This is a genomic window from Priestia aryabhattai B8W22 (assembly GCF_000956595.1).
GTDB lineage: Bacteria > Bacillota > Bacilli > Bacillales > Bacillaceae_H > Priestia > Priestia aryabhattai.
Window position 1 is genome coordinate 57,043 of record NZ_JYOO01000022.1, and the last position, 12,855, is coordinate 69,897.

At 38.7% G+C, this 12,855-nt stretch carries 13 protein-coding genes and 1 pseudogene; all 14 read right to left on the bottom strand.

All coding sequences use genetic code 11. The annotated features are described in order from the left end of the window. Positions 1-11: 11 nt before the first annotated feature. The 14 genes and pseudogenes from rpiB to N178_RS17330 all read right to left on the bottom strand — a co-directional run bounded on the left by rpiB (position 12) and on the right by N178_RS17330 (position 12,779). Positions 12-473, bottom strand: a complete 462-nt coding sequence (gene rpiB, locus N178_RS17265; RefSeq protein WP_045293787.1) for a ribose 5-phosphate isomerase B — start codon at positions 471-473, stop codon at positions 12-14. An 80-nt stretch (positions 474-553) separates the two neighbouring features. Next, positions 554-982, bottom strand: a complete 429-nt coding sequence (locus N178_RS17270; RefSeq protein ID WP_045293788.1) for a low molecular weight protein arginine phosphatase — start codon at positions 980-982, stop codon at positions 554-556. Positions 983-1,210: 228 nt separating this feature from the next. Beyond that, positions 1,211-1,771, bottom strand: a complete 561-nt coding sequence (locus N178_RS17275; protein ID WP_028411979.1) for a manganese efflux pump MntP — start codon at positions 1,769-1,771, stop codon at positions 1,211-1,213. A 67-nt stretch (positions 1,772-1,838) separates the two neighbouring features. Further along, positions 1,839-2,879 carry an L-threonylcarbamoyladenylate synthase gene (locus tag N178_RS17280; protein ID WP_045293789.1) on the bottom strand — a complete coding sequence of 347 codons (1,041 nt, stop codon included), beginning with the start codon at positions 2,877-2,879 and terminating at the stop codon, positions 1,839-1,841. A gap of 192 nt (positions 2,880-3,071) precedes the next feature. Then, positions 3,072-3,518, bottom strand: coding sequence for a GNAT family N-acetyltransferase (locus tag N178_RS17285; protein WP_033580397.1), 447 nt, complete (start codon positions 3,516-3,518; stop codon positions 3,072-3,074). An 85-nt stretch (positions 3,519-3,603) separates the two neighbouring features. After that, complete coding sequence (spoIIR, locus tag N178_RS17290) at positions 3,604-4,494, bottom strand: stage II sporulation protein R (protein WP_045293790.1); 891 nt, start codon at positions 4,492-4,494, stop codon at positions 3,604-3,606. A 121-nt stretch (positions 4,495-4,615) separates the two neighbouring features. Beyond that, the gene (gene prmC / locus N178_RS17295; RefSeq protein ID WP_045293791.1) at positions 4,616-5,467 is read right to left on the bottom strand and encodes a peptide chain release factor N(5)-glutamine methyltransferase; all 852 of its coding nucleotides are present in this window, start codon (positions 5,465-5,467) and stop codon (positions 4,616-4,618) included. Continuing rightward, positions 5,467-6,535, bottom strand: a pseudogene (gene prfA, locus N178_RS17300) (peptide chain release factor 1). The gene prmC and the pseudogene prfA overlap by 1 nt, the downstream one beginning before the upstream one ends. A 138-nt stretch (positions 6,536-6,673) precedes the next feature. After that, positions 6,674-7,288: a thymidine kinase gene (locus N178_RS17305; RefSeq protein WP_153252841.1), complete on the bottom strand. Its 615-nt coding sequence runs from the start codon at positions 7,286-7,288 to the stop codon at positions 6,674-6,676. Positions 7,289-7,491: 203 nt separating this feature from the next. Further along, entirely contained in the window at positions 7,492-7,692 is a 201-nt protein-coding gene (gene rpmE, locus N178_RS17310; RefSeq protein ID WP_013085477.1) for a 50S ribosomal protein L31, read from the bottom strand. Positions 7,693-7,846: 154 nt separating this feature from the next. After that, complete coding sequence (rho, locus tag N178_RS17315) at positions 7,847-9,121, bottom strand: transcription termination factor Rho (protein WP_013059823.1); 1,275 nt, start codon at positions 9,119-9,121, stop codon at positions 7,847-7,849. A gap of 524 nt (positions 9,122-9,645) precedes the next feature. After that, on the bottom strand, positions 9,646-10,932 hold the full coding sequence (locus tag N178_RS17320) for a UDP-N-acetylglucosamine 1-carboxyvinyltransferase (RefSeq protein WP_028411974.1): 1,287 nt from the start codon (positions 10,930-10,932) through the stop codon (positions 9,646-9,648). Between the two features lie 207 nt (positions 10,933-11,139). Next, positions 11,140-11,784 carry a fructose-6-phosphate aldolase gene (fsa, locus tag N178_RS17325; RefSeq protein WP_045293792.1) on the bottom strand — a complete coding sequence of 215 codons (645 nt, stop codon included), beginning with the start codon at positions 11,782-11,784 and terminating at the stop codon, positions 11,140-11,142. 137 nt (positions 11,785-11,921) lie between these two features. After that, positions 11,922-12,779 carry a class II fructose-bisphosphate aldolase gene (locus N178_RS17330; protein WP_013059826.1) on the bottom strand — a complete coding sequence of 286 codons (858 nt, stop codon included), beginning with the start codon at positions 12,777-12,779 and terminating at the stop codon, positions 11,922-11,924. Positions 12,780-12,855: the final 76 nt, after the last annotated feature.

A 12,855-nucleotide genomic window follows, 5' to 3' on the forward strand; every position in this document is an offset into this window, starting at 1 on the left:
ATACGTTCACATTATACCGTTACTGTTGCATCGTTTTGCTGCTCATACTGTTTAATTTTATTGACGCGATTTTCATGTCGTCCGCCTTCAAATTCTGTCATTAACCAAATTTTCGCAATTTCACGTGCAAGTCCCGGCCCAATGACGCGTTCGCCCATTGCTAAAATGTTGCTATCATTGTGTTCTCTTGTGGCTTTTGCACTGAACGTATCATGCACGAGAGCGCAGCGAATTCCCTTTACTTTATTAGCTGCTATGCTCATACCGATGCCTGTTCCACAAATAAGAATGCCACGACTTACTTCTTGGCTCGCCACTTTTTGAGCAACAGGAAGTGCATAATCCGGATAGTCTACAGACGCTGAGCATTCACACCCTAAATCCACATATTCAATATTTAATTCTTTCATTAAAGAGATAATTTCCTGTCGTAAATTTATACCACCGTGGTCAGATGCAATAGCTACTTTCATCTTTGTTTCCTCCTCATACATACCTTCGTCTTCTATTAAATTTTTGTTCATTTTAAGTCTGCAAAAATTTATGGGACCTTTTATAATTTGTCGACTATTTTGTTAATCATACGCTCTAACTCTTCTAAAGTCTGTTCGTAAGTCTGTAATGATCCGCCAAAGGGATCAGATACTCCACCTTGTTCGTCGGCAAATTCTTTTAGCGTAAATAATTTATCACTTACGTATGGAGCCTGGTTCAAAATCAGCATTTTATGCTGCTCCGTCATCGTAAAAATATAAGTAGCCCACATCAATTGTTCTTCCGTTAATGCTGCCGAAGCATGAGAACAAGCTATGCCTTTCTGTTGAAGGGCAACTTGTGCATGGACAGAAGCTTCACTTCCATTTGAAGCAAATACTCCTGCAGACTTCACGTTTATTCCATCTATTTTTTTAGCTTTCAGCAACGCTTCTGCCATAGGGCTGCGGCACGTGTTTCCTGTACATACAAATAAGATGTTTTTCAAGATACATCCTCCCTTGCTTTCACTATGTGCGACTATGTTGATATTCCACCCTATTGTATCTCTATTGCTTGCATAAATCCAGTTAGCTTTTTTGGGTATTTTTTATCCATATTCTCTTTATTTATCTCGAAAAAACACCTTCACTTTCCTTCTTTTATCACTGTAATCTAAAAGAAGCAAAAAAAGACCATAACCTGCATGGTCATGATCCTTTACCTATTTATATAGTTAAAAAGGTAATAACAATTTGATTCCAAAAGCTAATAAAATGCTCCCTCCCAGTGCCTCACTATATGAACCAAGCCAGCCTTGTACTCTTCTGCCTAGCAGCAGTCCTAACCAAGTTAATAGCATACTCACTACGCCAAAAACAATAATGGTCAAAAACGTTCTTGCTCCAAAAATACCTAAGCTAAGTCCAACAGAAAAACTATCTAGACTCACGCTGAGCGCAAAAAATAACAGTCCAAAGCCAACTGGTTTAATAAACGGCGTATCGTCATGCTTAAAGGAGGAATAAATCATCTGTGCCCCAAGAATCAGCAATAAAATTCCACCGCCATAGGTAGCAAACATCCCAAGTTTATCAGACAAAAGTCGTCCAATAAACATGCCTAACAGCGGCATCCAAATATGAAATATACCGATAACAACACCAATGTAGAAAATTTGGCGAAAGCGTAAACGAATTAATCCCATTCCCAAACCAACTGAGAAAGCATCCATTCCTAAGGCAAACGCCATAATGACTAACGTAATCATTTCACTAATTAACTGAGATACATTCATCTTTACCCTCCTCGGACGTGCTCCTATTTCAAAATATGCACATTCGAAAAGGTTTAGAAGATGAATTTTATTGCTTAATCACGTGATGCCCTGCAGCTTTCATTAATCGATTCATAACGGCATGACCGACTCCTTCTTCAGAAAAACTTTCACTAACGATAATATCTACATCGCACTCATTAAATGAACGAAGAGACTCATATAAGTGGGTAGCAACCGTCTCTAAATTCGAGCGAGATCCACATGTAATGACGGCATCCGCTTTATACACATTTTCATGTTCAGATGTCGTTAATACCCCTACTCGCTTACCCTGATCTTTATAGTGATCAATAATAGATTGAAAAAAATCTGAACTGCCGTCAACAATGACAAGCGGTGCATCAGGTGCGTAATGCGTATATTTCATACCTGGAGATTTTGGCGCTTCTTTATCACTTATTAACGCTCGATCTACTTTTACGGGACCAATTACATTTTCCAACTCTTTCTGAGTAATGCCGCCTGGACGTAAAATAATAGGAATCTCTTCAGTACAATCAAGGACAGTTGACTCTACTCCTACCCCTGTCGCTCCTCCGTCTAAAACTCCGCTAATACGCCCTTCTAAATCATTCATCACATGGCGAGCTAAAGTGGGGCTTGGCTTGCCGGAGAGGTTTGCACTAGGAGCTGCGATAGGCAAAGCAACTTTTTTCAATAATGCAAGAGCTACCGGATGTGATGGCATTCTCACTGCAATGCTGTTTAAACCAGCCGTAACCTTATCTGAAACTTGATCTTTTTTAGGTAATATCACTGTAAGAGGACCTGGCCAAAAAGCATCAATCACTTTCTCTGCTTTTGAAGGAATTGACTCTACAAATGTATGCAGCTGCTCTTTATCGCCAATATGAACAATAAGAGGATTATCACTAGGACGTCCTTTCGCTGCAAAAATTTTATCCACAGCTTTATCCGATGTTGCATCTCCTCCTAATCCATACACCGTCTCTGTAGGAAAAGCAACTACTTCGTGATTGCGCAGCAAATCTGCTGCTTCTTCTATCTGTGGATAGATATCTTTTTCATTCGTAAAATTATCCACAACCCATAACTTAGTTTCCATCTTCCTCAACTCCTTTTTCTTTCTATATCTAGGTTTTTTTTACTTTAAAAGTACAATATGTATTAAAAACAGTAAAATACATGCATTCATTATATCAGCAAACAAGCTTTATCCACAAAATGTGGATAAAGCTTAGGTTTTTGTGAATAACATTGTGGATACCCCATTAAAATGATTTATCCACATTTTCTTTTAACTAGCTGCATAAAACATCACGTAGACATCCTTAGGATTTGGTAACTGTTTTAAATAAGAATGTTCTTTTAACAAATCAGGTAGAGCACTATAAGATGTTTGCTGAAAATTCATCATTTGAAAAAAATGCAGAGAGGATGCCTTATTTGTTAGTAAATATAGTTGCTTCACACCATGCTTTTGAGCCAGCTGAACGATACTTTTAAATAGCAGCAGAATATCAGATTGCATCAAAGAAGGTGACACGACAAGGGAGCGAAGAATTCCATCCATACCTTCTTTTTCAAACCCAACTGTTGCTAACAGCTCGCCTTCTTCACTTTCCATGATGACAAATTGATGAATATGCTCTTCTACACCTGCTGTGCTAATGCCCGCTTTTTGTAAAAACTTCTGAATTCGAATATAATCATTTTCACTGGCAATTTTTAATTGTTCTCTCATTTTAATCACCTCAACTTGTTTTCTAGTAACAAATCTATGAGATGGTTAAAAAAAGTAGAACTGAATTTTATTTTTAATGATTCTATTAATTAAATACTGAAGATACCCATTCTACTACAAAAAACTTAACTTCTACAGAATCTTCTTTTGATTTAGAACCAGCTTTTTTCTTAGATGAAACAGACTTTTCAGCTTCCTTACTTTCCTTTTTTTCAGCCTTAGCGCTTGTTTCTTCTTTTATTGTGTCGCTTGTATCTTTTGCAGCTGCTTCTTTAGAAGATGCTGTTGGTTGAGAAGGTTCCTCAGCTTTCTGCTCAATAGAATCCGATGTAATAGTTGCAGATTGAATTTCTGTTTTCACGGCGGGTTCTTTACTTTCAGCCGATGCATCATCTGTTTTGTCTGCGGATTTTGATTCAGAAGCTGCTGGTTTTTCTTTTTCTGCCTTTGGTTCTTCAGATGGCTCTGGCGCTTTTACCGCTTCACCGTTTGAAAAATCTAAGAAGCATAAAGGAGGAAATAGTACACACCACCAGTTTGCTCCTTCTCCTTTGCCAAGAGTAATAAGTACGGCTTCATACTCACCTGCTGGATATAAAAACTGACCGTATAACTTAGTAGGAAACTCTACTTTTCCGAATTTAACGTGAACAGATTCACTTACGCCTTCTTCTTTTAGCACTTCTTTCGCAATTGTCTCAAGCGTCGGCAAATTTTCTTTAATGGTTTTTCGAGCTACAGTTACAGATGTTAAATCTTTTACCCATTCTGTAATTTGTTCGTTCACACGATCACGAATCAGACGTTTTACGTACTGATCTTTTTCACCGTCGCTGTTCGCTAAAATACGCAGTCGAATTGCCTCGTCTGGAATAACTGCAGGCTGATCTGCCTGCACTTGGTTATGTGTATATATAAGTTGAGCATTTGCTCCAATAATTAATAAAATAAAATAAATGATAGCATATTTCTTCATTTCGGCCACCGCCCTTTCATAGGAACAGTATGGCCGAAAGCAAGATATCTTAAACTAGTAATTTAGTAAAAAAATACATCATTTTCAAAAATCAAAGGGAAAATCATTCCCTCTGATTTTTTTAGTTCTCACGAAGTTGTGCAAAAACCATTCGATCTTTTCCGTTAATATCATATACACATTCTACAAAAGCCCTCGGAAACGTTTTCTGCAGCATCTTAGCTACATCTTTTGTCTGTCCAGCCCCGACTTCAAATCCAATAATACTATTTGACTTCGTCACATATGGCAACTCTTCCATGAAACGTCGATAAAAATCCAGGCCATCTTTTCCACCAAAAAGAGCTCGGTTTGGCTCATGATCTTTTACCACTGTGGATAATTCATCATCTGCTGGAATATAAGGCGGATTAGACACAATTACATCAAATTTCTGATTCGATGATAGAAATGGTTGTAATAGATCTCCCTGTATAAACGTGACAGCAGCGTCCAGGTTTTGGGCATTTTGCTTGGCTACATTTAGAGATTCTATAGCTATATCTGTTGCTGTAACATTGACGCTGTCAAGCTCCAACGCTAAAGTGATAGCAATTGCTCCACTTCCCGTTCCGATATCGACAAGCTCAATAGGCTGGTGTTGAAATTCTTTTTTTATTCGAGAAATCATTCCGTATACGAGCTCTTCTGTTTCGGGTCTTGGAATTAATACATGTTCGTTTACAATAAATGAACGTCCGTAAAATTCTTCCGTCCCGATGAGATATTGTACAGGCACCCCTGCTTTATGAGCATGAACATCTTGTTCAAATCTTTTTAGCGTTTCTTCTTCTATTTCTTCCTGCAGAGCACCTAGCAAATGAGTTCTCGTCATCTGTAAGTGATGGCGAAGCAAGAGTTCTCCCGCGTTTTCATCTCGCTTTGCCTCTTTCAAAAAAGAAGAAGCCCACTTAAGGGCTTCAAATACTTTCATTAGTTCGAATCTTCCATTCGGCGCGCTTGGTCTTCCATTACTAATGCATCGATGATTTCATCAAGCTTGCCTTCTAAGATTTGATCTAGCTTTTGAATCGTCAGACCAATACGGTGGTCCGTTACGCGATTTTGCGGGAAGTTATACGTACGGATACGCTCAGAGCGATCTCCTGATCCAACTGCTTGTTTGCGCGTTGCATCGTACTCTGCTTGTGCTTCTCGCTGGAATTTGTCGTACACGCGAGCACGCAATACTTTCATTGCTTTTTTCTTTATTTTTAATTTGAGACTTTTCATCTTGACATGATACCACTGTATTCGTTGGTAAATGTGTTAAACGAACTGCCGACATCGTCGTATTAACACTTTGGCCACCAGGTCCACTTGAAGCAAATGTATCTACACGGATGTCTTTTTCATGAATGTCCACTTCAACTTCTTCCGCTTCAGGAAGACATGCTACCGTTGCTGTAGATGTATGAATACGACCGCCTGATTCTGTTTCAGGAACGCGTTGAACACGGTGTGCACCGTTTTCAAATTTCATCTTTGAGTACGCACCTTTACCATTAATCATAAAGATAATTTCTTTATAACCGCCTACTCCAGTAGTCGTTGCTTCCATTACTTCTGTTTTCCAGCCTTGTGATTCAGCAAAGCGCGAATACATGCGGTACAAATTAGCTGCAAATAATGCTGCTTCATCTCCACCAGCCGCTCCGCGAACCTCCATGATTACGTTTTTATCATCGTTTGGATCTTTTGGAATTAATAAAATACGTAGCTTTTCAACTAGCTCTTCTTGCTGCGTTTCTAACTCGGCAATTTCTTCTTTTACCATGTCGCGCATATCTGCATCAAGCTTATCTTCAAGCATCGTTTTCGCTTCTGATAACTGCTCTTTTACATCTTTGTATTCCTGATAAGCCGCTACCGTTTGTTGTATATCTGATTGTTCCTTCGAATATTCTCTCAACTTAGAGGGGTTGTTTACGATCTCAGGGTCACTCAGAAGTTCGTTTAACTTCTCATAGCGCGCCTCTACCGCTTCTAAACGATCAAACACGTCATTCACCTCATTCTTTATCCATAACATTGTAATTATAGTATAGCTTTAAAATAGAGTCAAAACCTTGTTAATACACGTATATGAACAAAAAAACAGAACTGCGCGTTCTGTTTTTATCATCATAAAATTCTTGCTTTATTTTTCGACCATTTCGCTTGAGTCCACAGACACAGCTTGTCCTTTTGACTTTTGCACAACGTGGCAATGACGGCATCTTGGTTCGTACGATTCAGACGCACCGACTAAAATAATAGGGTCGTCATAAGAAGCAGGCTCACCGTTAATCAAACGCTGCGTACGGCTCGCAGGAGAGCCACATGAAGCGCACACGGCCTGTAGCTTTGTTACCGATTCTGCAATAGCCATTAACTGCGGCATTTGTCCAAAAGGTTCACCTTTGAAGTCTTGGTCTAACCCTGCTACAATCACACGAAAGCCTTGATCTGCTAAAGATTGAACAATTTCTAAAATATCTGTGTCAAAAAACTGTACTTCGTCTATCGCTACTACGTCTGTCTCTTCATTTACTCGCTTTAAAATATCGCGCGATGCCGAGATTGAATAAGCCATAACAGATGTACCATTATGTGAAACGACAGCTTCTTCACTATATCGATTATCAATTGCAGGCTTGAATACTTGTGCTTTTTGTTTAGCAAACTGCGTACGGCGCACACGTCGAATCAACTCTTCTGATTTCCCTGAAAACATACTGCCACAAATTACTTCTATCCAACCGCTTTGTTTCATTACGTACACCACTGCGGGACTCTCCCTTCTTCTCGTTCCGTTTCTGAGCGAACCGCTACTAACTTAATCTACGTCTTCTATGTAGATCTTATTCCTATGATAAAGTACCCACTTTTTTATCAAGCAGATACTATTTTCTACTTTTATAAGCAAAAAAACAGGCAAGAAGTTAAGCTACTTGCCTGTTTGTTTCGACAATGTGATTATTTAAGACCGTATTTTTTGTTGAAGCGATCAACACGGCCACCAGCTTCAGCGAATTTTTGACGACCAGTGTAGAATGGGTGACATTCAGAACAAGTCTCAACGCGGATCTCTTCTTTTACAGAACCACTTTCAAATTCGTTTCCGCAAGTACATTTAACCATAACTGTTTTATAGTTTGGATGAATTCCTGTTTTCATTCGTTTCATCTCCTTCCGCCCTGAATCATTCTGAAACAGAGTTTATTGATAAAGATAGTGATGAAATAATAACTATTTCACTGTGTACTTTATCAACACACATGATGAAATTATAACAAGGGTTGTATGCTTTTGCAACCACATGTTTTATAACTTATCGTTTATTTGCTAGAAGCGTTTTTTTCTCTTCCGTTAACATCGAGAAGAACTCTTCATTTGTCTTTGTTTGACGTAAACGTTTTAAGAATTTTTCTGCAAAATCAGGAGCATCTGCCATTGATTTACGAATTGCCCATAAGTGGTCTAGATGCTCTTTTGGAATTAACAGCTCTTCTTTACGCGTGCCTGAACGACGAATGTCAATCGCAGGGAAGATACGTTTTTCAGCTAGTGAACGATCTAGATGCAGTTCCATGTTACCCGTACCTTTAAATTCTTCATAAATAACATCATCCATACGAGAGCCTGTATCAATTAAGGCTGTTGCTAGAATGGTTAAGCTGCCTCCATCTTCAATGTTACGCGCAGCTCCAAAGAATCGTTTTGGACGATGAAAAGCAGCTGGATCAATCCCCCCTGATAGTGTACGACCGCTCGGTGGAATAACTAAGTTATAAGCACGAGCAAGTCTTGTAATGCTATCCATTAAAATGACAACATCTTTTTTATGTTCGACAAGTCTCATTGCACGTTCAAGGACAAGTTCCGCTACTTTAATGTGGTTTTCTGGCACTTCGTCAAATGTAGAACTTACAACATCACCGTCAACCGAACGCTCAATGTCCGTTACTTCCTCAGGACGCTCATCAATAAGAAGAACAATCAATTCGGCATCAGGATGATTCGTTGTGATGCTATTGGCAATTTCTTTTAACAGCATCGTTTTACCTGCTTTTGGCGGCGCAACAATTAGTCCCCTTTGACCAAATCCAATTGGTGAAATCAAGTCAATAATACGCGTCGAGAAACTTCTTGGCTGAGTTTCCAGCAGCATTTGCTCATTTGGATAAATCGGCGTTAGCGCTGGAAAATGCACGCGATCTTTTGACGTTTCTGGATCTTCTCCGTTTACTGCTTCTACATGTAATAATCCGTAGTAGCGCTCATTTTCTTTTGGAGGACGAACTTTCCCCGATACCTTGTCTCCATTACGCAGATCGAAGCGACGAATTTGTGAAGCTGAGATATAAATATCTTCTGAACTCGGTGAATAGTTAATTGGTCGTAAGAAACCGAATCCTTCTGACTGAATAATTTCAAGAACGCCTTCCATAAATAAAAGCCCATCTTGTTCAGCTTGAGCCTTTAAAATAGCAAAGACAAGTTCTTTTTTCGTTAATTTACTATAGTACGAAACTTTATACTCACGAGCATGTTCATATAGCTCTTTTAATTTCATATTTTCTAAACTGGATAATGTTAAGTTCATTAGGACACCACGCTTTATAATGAATAATTTTTAACCGTTCCTCCCATATTAAATTCAAATATAAAATTGAGAGATGATATGGATGGAATAAATCTGTGAAAATGGAGAATATAACCTTTGAAGTATAATAAGTAGAATCAATTGATTAACCATACACTTTTAGAAGAATAATTCCGACATAAAACCATTTATATTATCTTGATAAATTTAACGTAGCAATTTATATTCTAACCTTTTTCTATCTTTTTAATCAATCTTTTTTTACTTTAGAAGATGAATAAAAAAAAGGAAATTTAATAGCTTACGAGAAGCAAGGAAAACCTTTTCATAATTTCACATTAAAGGAAATAAACTGGACGTTAAAATAAGAAGTGAAATTTATCTTTTAGCTTCCCTTTTTATCTATTTACCCTATTCATAAATATATAAGCTACACAGACATAGAAGAACGTTCCTACACCTGTGTAGCTTATTAAACGGCTCATTTCTAGAATTTGCTTTCATGACTGTTGTGCAATTTGTCTCTATGAATTTTGAAATTGTTCAATTTCTTCTTGAGTCATCTCTTCACGCCAAATCATTGCCCCTAAATCCGATAGCTTGTCTACTAAATGGCTGTAACCTCGGTCAATGTGCTCTAAACCCGTTACTTCTGTAATCCCTTTAGCCATTAAGCCAGCGGTTACAAGGGCTGCGCCTGCTCGTAGGTCGGATGCTTTCACACGTGCACCTTGTAAGTGAATAGGACCATTAATAATAGCAGAACGTCCTTCTACCTTAACAGATGCATTCATTCGTCTCAGCTCGTCAATATGCTTAAACCTTGCACCATAAATTGTATCTGTCACAACGCTTGTACCTGATGCTCTTGTTAGAAGCGTCGTAAATGGCTGCTGTAAATCAGTTGGAAAACCTGGATATACTAACGTTTTAATATCTACAGGCTTCAACAGCTGACGAGTCGCTACAAGAATCTGATCTGAGCTTGTTTCGATATGAATACCCATTTCACGCATTTTAGCCGTTAATGACTCTAGGTGCTGAGGGATAACGTTGTCAACAACAACTTCTTTTCCCATACTCGCTCCCATAATCATATACGTCCCTGCTTCAATTCGGTCTGGAATGATGGAATGACGGCATCCTTTTAATTGATCTACTCCATCAATTCGAATAACGTCCGTCCCTGCACCTTTAATGCGGGCACCCATACTTGTCAGTAACGTAGCTACATCGATAATTTCTGGCTCTTTCGCAGCATTCTCGATAACGGTACGCCCTTTTGCTCTCACAGCAGCTAGCATGATATTGATTGTTGCTCCTACGCTCACAACGTCTAAATAAATTCGAGCACCAATCAGTTCATCAGCTCGAATGTAAATAGCTCCTTGCTCATTTGTTACTTTCGCACCAAGAGCTTCAAAGCCTTTAATGTGCTGATCGATTGGTCTTGGACCGAGGTAACAGCCTCCAGGAAGACCAACTACCGCTTTTTTAAAGCGTCCCAACATCGCCCCCATTAAATAATAAGAAGCGCGTAATTTTTTTACTTTTCCGTTCGGTAAAGGCATTGCAACCATTCCGGATGGATCTACTGTTAATTCGTCGTTATCAATGGTTACTTTCCCACCAATTTCTTCAACTAAATCCCCTAATAACTGCACGTCTGAAATATCAGGCAGACCTTCAATTGTAACAGGTGACTCGGCTAAAATTGTTGCTGGAATAAGCGCAACGGCACTATTTTTAGCACCACTGACGCGGACGGATCCACTTAAGGTAAAGCCACCTTGTATTTTTAACTTTTCCATTTATAGCTCCCTTCTAGTGAAAGAAAGTTTCTCACCTAGTAATTGAGGAAAATTTTGGTACAAAGAATACCTAAAAGAATGGTTATTTTTCCTATTACCTACTAGTGTACACGAAAATGAAAAAATCATGTATAGTTTCGACAAGATAAAAGAAAAATATGGCATTCACCTGTCAGGATGGTAAATGCCACACAAATTTATACATGTTTAGACATTTCGTTTTTCCCAATCTGCTAAAAATTGGTCAATTCCTGCATTTGTTAACGGATGTTTGAACAATTGCATTAAAACTTTGTAAGGAATTGTCGCAATATGTGCTCCATTTTTTGCAGCTTCTGTTACGTGCATCGGATGACGAATAGATGCTGCAATAATTTCTGATGAAATGTCGTGAATCGCAAAAATATCTGCGATATCTGAGATTAAATCGAGGCCATTAAAACCAATATCGTCTAACCTTCCTAAGAAAGGCGATACGTAAGTAGCACCTGCTCTTGCTGCCATTAACGCTTGGTTAGCTGAGAAAATAAGCGTAACGTTTGTCTTAATACCTAAACTAGTAAATTCTTTTACTGCTTTTAAGCCATCCGGAGTCATCGGTACCTTGATTGTAATATTCGGCGCAATCGCAGCAAGCTCTTTTCCTTCGCGAATCATGCCTTCTGCATCAAGCGCAATCACTTCTGCACTTACAGATCCTTCAACGAACTCTGTAATTTCACGAAGACGATCTTCAAACGTGATGTTCTCTTTAGCTACTAAACTAGGATTTGTTGTAACCCCCGCTAACAAACCTAATGAATGCGCTTCCTTAATCTCATCTAAATTAGCCGTATCAATAAAAAACTTCATGAATGCCATCCCCCTGTGTTATGTATTCAGAATGATAAGAAAATTATAGTAAAAATAAAACCGCCTTACAATAAAAATAAGACGGTTTTATTTTTCAGACTCAACTAACTGCAAACAGGCCATCCGAAGATTTCAAATTATGCTTTGTTAGAAGAACCGAATTCACGCATTTTACCTTGAACCGTTTCTTTGATTGCTTCGCGAGCAGGTCCTAAGTATTTACGTGGATCATATTGTTCAGGTTGCGCAGCTAATACTTCACGAACAGCTTTAGCTGAAGCAATTTGGTTTTCAGTGTTTACGTTGATTTTAGCAGTACCTAAAGAAACTGATTTTTGGATATCTTTTGTTGGAATACCAGTTCCACCGTGTAGAACTAATGGTAAGCCTGTACGATCTCCGATTTCTTTCATTTCAGCAAAACCTAGGTTTGGTTCACCTTTATATGGTCCGTGAACTGATCCTAATGCTGGAGCTAAGCAATCGATACCTGTACGGTTAACAAGTTCTTCACACTCGTTAGCATCTGCATAGATAACGCCCTCAGCAATAACGTCGTCTTCTTGTCCACCAACAGTTCCTAGTTCTGCTTCTACAGATACTCCGTGGAAGTGAGCTAGTTCAACTACTTTAGAAGTAATTGCAATGTTTTCTTCAAATGGGTGGTGAGAAGCATCGATCATTACAGAAGTGAATCCAGCGTGGATTGCTTTTGCACATGATTCAAAGCTTGAACCGTGGTCTAAGTGAATTGCAACTGGTACTTGAACGTCGTAATCTTCGATTAGAGCTTCAACCATTGCTACAACAGTTTTGAAACCGCCCATGTAGCGTGCTGCACCTTCAGATACACCAAGAATAACTGGAGAGTTTTCTTCTTTTGCTGCTTGAAGAATAGCTTGAGTAAACTCTAAGTTATTTAAGTTAAATTGACCTACTGCATAGCCTTGTTCTTTTGCTGTAATAAGCATTTCTTTCATTGATACTAAAGGCATATCGAAATCCTCCTTAAAATCAACCTTAGATTTAGATGCTAACCAAAAGGCACACTCAAATAGTATGCTCTTGAAT

Excerpts from the sequence above, each read along its gene's own strand:
- rpiB (WP_045293787.1), bottom strand. The coding sequence starts at position 473 with ATGAAAGTAGCTATTGCATCTGACCACGGTGGTATAAATTTACGACAG.
- N178_RS17275 (WP_028411979.1), bottom strand. The coding sequence starts at position 1,771 with ATGAATGTATCTCAGTTAATTAGTGAAATGATTACGTTAGTCATTATG.
- N178_RS17280 (WP_045293789.1), bottom strand. The coding sequence starts at position 2,879 with ATGGAAACTAAGTTATGGGTTGTGGATAATTTTACGAATGAAAAAGAT.
- N178_RS17285 (WP_033580397.1), bottom strand. The coding sequence starts at position 3,518 with ATGAGAGAACAATTAAAAATTGCCAGTGAAAATGATTATATTCGAATT.
- spoIIR (WP_045293790.1), bottom strand. The coding sequence starts at position 4,494 with ATGAAGAAATATGCTATCATTTATTTTATTTTATTAATTATTGGAGCA.
- prmC (WP_045293791.1), bottom strand. The coding sequence starts at position 5,467 with ATGAAAGTATTTGAAGCCCTTAAGTGGGCTTCTTCTTTTTTGAAAGAG.
- N178_RS17305 (WP_153252841.1), bottom strand. The coding sequence starts at position 7,288 with ATGAAACAAAGCGGTTGGATAGAAGTAATTTGTGGCAGTATGTTTTCA.
- rpmE (WP_013085477.1), bottom strand. The coding sequence starts at position 7,692 with ATGAAAACAGGAATTCATCCAAACTATAAAACAGTTATGGTTAAATGT.
- rho (WP_013059823.1), bottom strand. The coding sequence starts at position 9,121 with ATGAACTTAACATTATCCAGTTTAGAAAATATGAAATTAAAAGAGCTA.
- N178_RS17320 (WP_028411974.1), bottom strand. The coding sequence starts at position 10,932 with ATGGAAAAGTTAAAAATACAAGGTGGCTTTACCTTAAGTGGATCCGTC.
- fsa (WP_045293792.1), bottom strand. The coding sequence starts at position 11,784 with ATGAAGTTTTTTATTGATACGGCTAATTTAGATGAGATTAAGGAAGCG.
- N178_RS17330 (WP_013059826.1), bottom strand. The coding sequence starts at position 12,779 with ATGCCTTTAGTATCAATGAAAGAAATGCTTATTACAGCAAAAGAACAA.